This is a genomic window from Phyllobacterium sp. 1468, assembly GCF_031455525.1.
In the GTDB taxonomy this organism is placed as follows: domain Bacteria; phylum Pseudomonadota; class Alphaproteobacteria; order Rhizobiales; family Rhizobiaceae; genus Phyllobacterium.
In genome coordinates this window covers 184,759-192,295 of record NZ_JAVDSX010000009.1, presented here as the reverse complement: position 1 = coordinate 192,295, position 7,537 = coordinate 184,759, and the positions used below count along the sequence as shown (strand labels likewise).

Here is a 7,537-nt window from a genome sequence, read left to right as displayed (position 1 = left end):
GTCAATCGAGTTGGTTGTTACGCGCTGTATTCCGATATAGCCGCCAGAAGGAATGTGCCCACGTTTCAGCTGTAACCAAAATGTCTGAAACATGGTCCTCCCGTCCGGGAATTGCTTTGGAGGTGAACAGTATCGAACTCTCAAAGGAATGTTTGTCTCCATAGTAGTTGACTTGAACCGCCATGACGTTCTCGGAATATGCACGGAAAATCGCATAATGTCTCGTCTGGAACCGGCCTCTTCGGATTCCCTCCCGCTACTGGTGCGATCTTTAGCATCTTTACTCGTTTGGGACCGTCGACAGGAAATTGGACAAGACTTATCTTTTGTTGACGTTGCGCCACTCTCCGAAGACAGTCAAAATATTGGGGTCTGTCGGCGGGTAAAGGCCGATGATGGATTTGCCGGACTGGACGAGTTCCAGAACGAAATCCTCGTACGCCGTCATCTCCACCGTCTCCTCAGCGACCTCGGTGGCTAGATGTGCAGGGATAATCACAACACCCTCACTATCGCCGACGACGATATCGCCGGGCCAGACTGCGACATCTCCACAGCCAATGGGAACATTGATATCGAGCGCTTGATGGAGTGTGAGATTCGTCGGTGCTGAGGGACGATTATGATATGCCGAAAAGGCAAGGTTGGCTATTTCCGGAGAATCCCGAAATCCGCCATCAGTTACTATACCCTCGACACCTCGTTGCATGAGGCGAGTGATCAGTATCGAGCCAGCCGATGCGGCTCTCGCATCTTTGCGGCTGTCGATAACAAGCACGTCGCCCGGCGGGCATTCCTCGATGGCCTTGCGCTGGGGATGCGCGGGGTCGCGGAAAACAGACAGTTGGTTGAGATCTTCACGAGCAGGTATATAGCGAAGCGTAAATGCCTCGCCCACCATGTTGTACTCCAATTTTCCAAGGGGTCTTACGTCCTGGATAAACTGATTGCGCAAGCCTCGTTTGAAGAGTGCAGTGCAAAGTGTGGCCGTGCTTACACGGCGCAATTTCTCACGTGTTGCAGATGTTAGGGCAGGGGTCATGGTGATGCTCTCTTGATTGAACACGGCAATTACCAACGTGGAACGCGGCGCTCGTATGTGGGGTCGAATTGCTGCATGTATAGGGTGTCGTTCCGGTCGTTCATCCCCGCACTTTCATAAAGATCAGCCAACTTACGGAGTTTCCGGCGATCGATCGACACACCAAGTCCAGGCTTGCCAGAGACCTCAAGATTCCCGTCGGCAAAACGGAATGGATCCCCCTCAATGATGTCGGTGTCGGTCCATGGATAATGCGTATCGCAGGCGAAATTCAGGTTGGGCGTTGCTGCCGCCAAATGCGTCATCGCTGCCAGGGTAATGCCGAGGTGAGAATTTGAATGCATGGAAACCTGCATCCCAAAGGCTTCGCACAGTTTCGCCAGATGCGTGGAAGCACGCAGGCCACCCCAATAATGATGGTCCGACAAGACAATCTTCACAGCATCTCGGCGCATCGCCTCGGCCAGATGATCGAACTCCAGGACAACCATGTTCGTTGCGAGTGGAATATTGCAGGAGCGTGCTACCTCCGCCATCGCTGCCATACCAAGAACCGGATCTTCGAGATATTCGAGGACGCCTTCGAGTTTCCGAGCGACCTGGATCGCGGTAGAGACCGTCCATCCGCCATTTGGGTCTATGCGAAGGGGATGGTTGGGGAATGCTGCGCGCAGATGCAGCATCGTTTCAATCTCAAGGTCGGGTTCGAGCACGCCACCCTTGAGCTTCAAGGACTTAAAGCCATACTGGTCCACAAAGCGGGTTGCTTCGCCAACCATTGCCGAAGGAGTCATGACCTCGCCCCAATCGTCCGGTTCGTCGCCGATATGGGCTGCGAACTTATAAAAAAGATAGGCGCTAAAGGGAACGCTGGACCGAACCGGCCCCCCCAGAAGATCGACCACGGGACGACCGAGGATTTTCCCCTGAATGTCCAGACATGCGACCTCGAAGGCGCTGGCCACGACGTCCGTCAGCTTGTGGTCCGCAACGGCGGTTTTTGCGTTAATTCCTCCGCCTTTCGGTAGAGCATGCAGCACTCGCTTCTTCAAATCGTGCAGATGAAAGGGGTCTAGACCGACCAGGCTCCCGGCCGCCTCACGAAGTCCGGTAAGCGCTTTGATGCTACCATAACTCTCGCCGAGGCCCACGGTGCCGTCATCACAAACTAACTCGATGATCGTTCTCAGCGCATAGGGCTGATGCACCCCTTTGCAGTTGAGAAGCGGTTTGTCCGGTATGGCTACAGGGGTCAGAAGAACATTTTCAATACGCATTGAACTCACCTAAATTGATATGGCACGTTATTACACTTGCATATTACAAAAGCAATGTGATATCTCAGATTAATAGCGGAGATACCAGATGGCTGCCGACGATAGGTTAGACGACGTTCTCAATCCCACTTTGTTGATGGGCGAGGGCAATCTTGTCGCTCAGGTTCACCGGGCCTTGCGGACAGCAATCGTCGAAGTTCGTTTGCGTCCTGGAGCGGCACTTTCGGAAAAGGACATTGCGCGTTGCCTTAACGTCAGCAAGACGCCAATCCGCGAAGCATTGATACGGCTGGTAGAGGAGCGCCTTGTAACCGTCGTGCCCAAAAGCGGAACCAGAGTAGCACCTATCAATATTGAGCGGTTCCGGGAGGGCTGTTTTGCTCGCTTGCATATCGAAGTGGCTGCGGTGGCTCAGGCGGCAGCTCTTCGGTCGGACGAAGACATCATACGCATGAAGGCGAACCTTTCCCGGCAGCGCGCAGCCTTGGACAATGAGGCTTACTGGGAATTCTTCTTATGCGATGAGCAGTTTCACGCGCTTATTCTCAAAGCTGCAGGATTGAAAGGGCTCGTCCCGATCATGGAAGTCGCGAAGGTTGAAGTCGACCGCATTCGTAGCTTGAAGAACCGTCTCGGCGTACGGCGTACCGAAACGGTCATTGGTCAGCACGAGGAAATAGTCGACGCCATTGCAGCACGTGATCCGGGCCGTGCCTCGGCCGCGATCCGCAATCATCTAGGTGAAGTCGACAAACGCATCTGGGAGCTTGGCGAGGACCATGCGCTGTGGAGCTACATTGAATCGGTGAGCCGTCCTCAACCAAAAACTCAAATCGGTATCGCTGGATAAGAAATCTGTCCAAAGGAATGAAATGAATGTTCAAGAACAAGACCGCAATCGTCGCCGGTGGCGCACGCGATATTGGCCGCGCCTGTGCCGTGAGACTGGCAGCAAGTGGCGCTAAAGTCGCTATTCTCTACAATTCCAGTGAAAAGGCAGCCTTCGATACGATCGACGAAATAATAGGTTCTGGCGGCTTGGCAGTAGCTATTCGCGCCGACCTGACCAAGCAAGCCGAAGTCGATCGTGCCGTTGAGGAGACCCAAAAGAACTTCGGTCCCCGCATCGACATCCTACAGTTCGTCACCGGCGGTCTCATCGCCCGCAAGACCGTTCCTGAAATGGACGCCGAATTCTGGCATCAGGTGCTTGACCTCAACCTCACCTCATTATTCCTCACGGTAAAGGCGGTGCTTTCGCATATGGGTGAGGGCGGCTCCATCGTAACATTCGCGTCGCAGGCCGGGCGCGATGGAGGCGGACCAGGAGCCCTTGCTTACGCGACCTCGAAGGGCGGGGTGATGAGCTTTACCCGGGGACTGGCAAAAGAGATCGGTCCGAATATCCGTGCCAACGCACTTTGTCCCGGAATGATCGACACCACCTTTCACGACAATTTCACCAAACCTGAAGTGCGCGGCCGCGTGTCCGGCGCGACGGCTTTGAAGCGTGAGGGGACGTCTGCGGAGGTGGCAGAATTCGCGGCGTGGCTCTCGTCCGATGCTGCCAGCTACGTCACTGGAGGGTGTTTCGACATCAATGGCGGCGTGCTCTTTTCCTAAAAAACGACGATCGGGAGGATCGACCAATGAATATCAAACTGAAACTTGCGACGGTGGCAATTGCCTCGATACTTGCTGCAACGCCCATTGCGGTGAACGCCGAGACACCCAACGACCAATTGATCATAGGGCTGTCAATGACAAACCTTTTGACGATGGACCCGGCGGAGGCAGTGGAAACGGAATCCTTTGACGTTCTTAACAATCTCTATGACCGCCTAATCGAGATGGATCCGCTAACGCCGAGCAAAATCGTTCCAGGTCTTGCGGAGAAATGGACAATCGCGGAAGACGGAACAATCACGTTCAACCTCCGGTCAGACGCAAAGTTTTCTTCCGGAAATCCGGTTACATCTGCAGATGTATTGTGGTCGCTGAAGCGCGTGATGAAGCTAAACCGTGGGCCAGCGTCATTCTTACGTGAGATAGGCTATTCAGCTGAAGTGTTGGACGGCTCCCTTTCCGCACCCGATGCGCACACCGTCGTGCTCAAGCCGTCTGCCAAAATCAATCCCGAGATCGTTCTGTTTACTCTCGCGCGAACGGTAGGCAATATTATCGACAGCAAGACTGTGCTGGAAAACCAATCCAACGACGACCTGGGAAAAGCTTGGTTGACCAACAACTCTGCCGGATCAGGGCCTTTCGTGCTCAAGCGCTGGAACGCCAACGATTCCGTGATTCTGGACCGCAATGCCTCTTACTGGCGCGGAGAGCCAGAACTGAAGCGGGTCGTCATCCGCCATATGCCTGAATCCCAAAGCCAGCGCCTTCAAATTGAAACCGGGGACCTTGATGTGGCGCGCTCGCTTTCTGCAACGGACCTCAAGGCGCTTAAAACCAATGAAACTGTGAAGATCCAGAAAGTCGCAAGCGGTGGGTTTTACTATCTGGCTGTCAGCACGGCTGATCCGGTTTTCTCCAAACCTGAAATACGGGCAATCTTGCCATATCTTATCGACTATGATGGGATGCAGACAGCGGTCATCGGCGACTATGGATCCGCTCGGCAGGTTCCCGTTCCCGCTGACTATCCAGGCGCGATCGCTGATCCAGGCTATAAGCCCAACATCGCGAAGGCAAAGGAGCTTTTGACCAAAGCTGGATTCCCTGACGGCTTCAGCACAAGCATGCTCGTTTTATCGGACTCTCCTTTCGTGGAGATTGCAACGGCCCTGCAGGGCACCCTCGGACAGGCGGGCATTAAAGTTGAAATAAACCAAGGCAACGGTACGCAGGTCTACGGGAAGATGAGAGACCGCCAGTTCTCCATGATTGTGGGGAGAAGCGGCGGACAAATGCCTAACGTGCTAGGGGCAATTCAAGCCTACACCAGTAATTTCGATAATGGACCGAAGAGCACACAGACGGCCAGTCTGGCCTGGCGCACCTCGTGGGACATTCCTGAACTGACCGCCCTCACTGCACAGGCGAGGGCTGAGCTCAACGAAGCCAAGCGCCTCGATCTTTACAAGCAAATTCAGGAAAAGTTCCTCAGTTCCACGCCGCCGCTCTTGGCGATCGCTGCGGCAACACAGCCCAGCGCCATACGCGCGAACGTTCAGGGTCTTGTTGATCAGCAGGCGCGGTCGCCAAGCTGGTACTACGTCAAAAAGACCTCAGAATAGTTCGGGACGAATCATGTTGTTAAAAGCCGCCACAACTCTGGAACAAGTGGGGTGCCAGGCCGCCAGCATTGTCAAGACAATGCTGGCGCCGCTGGTCAGTGTCCTGGGAGCATTCCTTGGATTGATGATCATTATATTTTTCATCGGCCGCGTGCTTCCCATTGATCCGGTTCTTACCATTGTTGGCGACCAAGCGGATGCGCAAACCTATCAGCAAGTTTCGCAAGAGCTCGGACTCGACCGGCCGTTGGTTGAACAGTTTTCGATTTTTGTGTCGAACGCTTTGACAGGTGATTTCGGGCGGGCCCGGCTCACGGGAAATCTGGTCCTGTCGGACCTGATCAATGTGTTTCCCGCAACAATCGAACTGGCAACGACCGGAATTGTGATTGGAGCTTTGCTGGGTATACCGCTGGGCGTCATCGCTGCCGTAAACCGGGGGAGGGCGACCGATAACATTCTGCGGATGGTCATGTTGATGGGGCATTCAACCCCGATCTTCTGGCTGGGGCTGATGGGGCTCCTGCTTTTCTATGCCGCTCTGCACTGGGTCGGCGGTTCTGGACAACTGAGCCTTTACAATCTGGATATTATACCACGAGTAACCGGATTTATAACCGTCGATGCCTTGCTTGCAGGGGATATGGAGGTGTTCTGCGACGCAGTGAACCATCTGATCCTGCCCGCCAGCATATTGGGATACAGCTCTACCGCATTCATAGCACGCATGACGCGCAGTTTTATGCTCGAACAGCTGCCGCAGGAATATATCATTGCCGCGCGCGTCAAAGGGCTTTCGGCGCGACAGGTCATTTGGGGACATGCATTCCGCAATATCCGGGTCCAGTTGCTTACGGTGCTGGCGCTGGCCTACGGCGGATTGCTTGAGGGGACCGTCCTTGTCGAGTCCGTTTTCGCCTGGCCGGGGCTGGGGCAGTATTTCACCAATGCGCTTCTTATTGGCGACATGAACGCCGTCATGGCTGCGACGCTGCTCATCGGGGTCATCTTTCTCGGATTGAACCTTCTCAGCGATATTCTCTATCGCCTGCTCGATCCAAGGACCCGCCAATGACGATTGCCACAAATGCTATTCCATCCGCCAGTTCTTCCAGGCTTGAGCGTTCGATGCAGCAACTTCTCGGTTTCTGGAAAATGTTCCGAACTGACTTGCCCGGGGTAGTTGGTCTGGCGGTTATTCTGTTCCTCGTCCTGTTGGCCACGGCAGCACCCATCCTTGCTCCTTTCGATCCTTATCTGCAGTCGCTTGGTTCGGCACTGCAACCGCCGAGCTGGAAGCATTGGGCAGGCACCGACGAACTTGGGCGGGACATTCTCAGCAGGCTGCTCTTTGGCGCCAGAACCACCTTGCTCATTGTCATTTCGGTTTCTCTCCTCGTCGCGCCAATCGGTTTGTGCATAGGGGTGTGTTCTGGTTATTTCGGCGGTTGGGTTGATAAAGTTCTCATGCGAATAGTCGATATTTTCCTTGCTTTGCCGTCCTTGGTGCTGGCGCTGGCCTTTGTCGCAGCGCTTGGATCAGGCGCGGAAAATGCGGTCCTTGCCATGGCATTCACCGCGTGGCCGCCCATCGCAAGACTTGCTAGAGCTGAGACACTTAGTATCCGTTCATCCGATTTCATATCGGCAGCCCGCATGTACGGTGCTTCGCCGCTCCGCATCATTTTCCGGCATATCGTTCCGCTTTGCCTTCCGTCCATTGTCGTGCGGGTGACTCTGAGCATGGCCGGATTCATCTTGACGGCGGCCGGCCTCGGGTTTCTGGGCTTGGGCGCTCAACCGCCGAGTGCCGAATGGGGTACGATGATTTCAACAGGCCGAAAAGTCATGATTGATCATTGGTGGGTCGCGGCTTTTCCCGGCATGGCAATCCTTATCACGAGCCTCTCATTCAATATGGTCGGCGATGCATTGCGTGACGCCATGGACCCAAGGACGCATTGACC

Annotated in this window: 7 protein-coding genes; 5 read left to right on the top strand and 2 right to left on the bottom strand. The window is 54.6% G+C overall.

Annotated features, from left to right (window positions below; all coding sequences use genetic code 11):
* Positions 1–319: 319 nt before the first annotated feature.
* Entirely contained in the window at positions 320–1,042 is a 723-nt protein-coding gene (locus J2X72_RS21320; RefSeq protein ID WP_310075225.1) for a ribonuclease activity regulator RraA, read from the bottom strand.
* 29 nt (positions 1,043–1,071) lie between these two features.
* A complete protein-coding gene (locus tag J2X72_RS21315; RefSeq protein ID WP_310075223.1) occupies positions 1,072–2,319 on the bottom strand; it encodes a glucarate dehydratase family protein in 1,248 nt (415 codons plus the stop codon).
* 88 nt (positions 2,320–2,407) lie between these two features.
* Between J2X72_RS21315 and J2X72_RS21310 the strand changes: the two genes are divergently transcribed.
* The 5 genes from J2X72_RS21310 to J2X72_RS21290 all read left to right on the top strand — a co-directional run bounded on the left by J2X72_RS21310 (position 2,408) and on the right by J2X72_RS21290 (position 7,535).
* Positions 2,408–3,169: a GntR family transcriptional regulator gene (locus tag J2X72_RS21310; protein WP_310075221.1), complete on the top strand. Its 762-nt coding sequence runs from the start codon at positions 2,408–2,410 to the stop codon at positions 3,167–3,169.
* 26 nt (positions 3,170–3,195) lie between these two features.
* On the top strand, positions 3,196–3,942 hold the full coding sequence (locus J2X72_RS21305; protein WP_310075219.1) for an SDR family oxidoreductase: 747 nt from the start codon (positions 3,196–3,198) through the stop codon (positions 3,940–3,942).
* A gap of 26 nt (positions 3,943–3,968) precedes the next feature.
* Complete coding sequence (locus J2X72_RS21300; protein ID WP_310075217.1) at positions 3,969–5,570, top strand: ABC transporter substrate-binding protein; 1,602 nt, start codon at positions 3,969–3,971, stop codon at positions 5,568–5,570.
* Between the two features lie 79 nt (positions 5,571–5,649).
* Positions 5,650–6,645: an ABC transporter permease gene (locus J2X72_RS21295; RefSeq protein WP_310075246.1), complete on the top strand. Its 996-nt coding sequence runs from the start codon at positions 5,650–5,652 to the stop codon at positions 6,643–6,645.
* Positions 6,642–7,535, top strand: a complete 894-nt coding sequence (locus tag J2X72_RS21290; RefSeq protein WP_405044752.1) for an ABC transporter permease — start codon at positions 6,642–6,644, stop codon at positions 7,533–7,535. Before J2X72_RS21295 ends, J2X72_RS21290 begins: the two co-directional genes overlap by 4 nt.
* Positions 7,536–7,537 lie beyond the last annotated feature (2 nt).

What these genes read in the sequence shown, in the direction of transcription:
- J2X72_RS21320 (WP_310075225.1), bottom strand. Translation starts at nt 1,042, where the DNA reads ATGACCCCTGCCCTAACATCTGCAACACGTGAGAAATTGCGCCGTGTA.
- J2X72_RS21315 (WP_310075223.1), bottom strand. Translation starts at nt 2,319, where the DNA reads ATGCGTATTGAAAATGTTCTTCTGACCCCTGTAGCCATACCGGACAAA.
- J2X72_RS21310 (WP_310075221.1), top strand. Translation starts at nt 2,408, where the DNA reads ATGGCTGCCGACGATAGGTTAGACGACGTTCTCAATCCCACTTTGTTG.
- J2X72_RS21305 (WP_310075219.1), top strand. Translation starts at nt 3,196, where the DNA reads ATGTTCAAGAACAAGACCGCAATCGTCGCCGGTGGCGCACGCGATATT.
- J2X72_RS21300 (WP_310075217.1), top strand. Translation starts at nt 3,969, where the DNA reads ATGAATATCAAACTGAAACTTGCGACGGTGGCAATTGCCTCGATACTT.
- J2X72_RS21295 (WP_310075246.1), top strand. Translation starts at nt 5,650, where the DNA reads ATGCTGGCGCCGCTGGTCAGTGTCCTGGGAGCATTCCTTGGATTGATG.
- J2X72_RS21290 (WP_405044752.1), top strand. Translation starts at nt 6,642, where the DNA reads ATGACGATTGCCACAAATGCTATTCCATCCGCCAGTTCTTCCAGGCTT.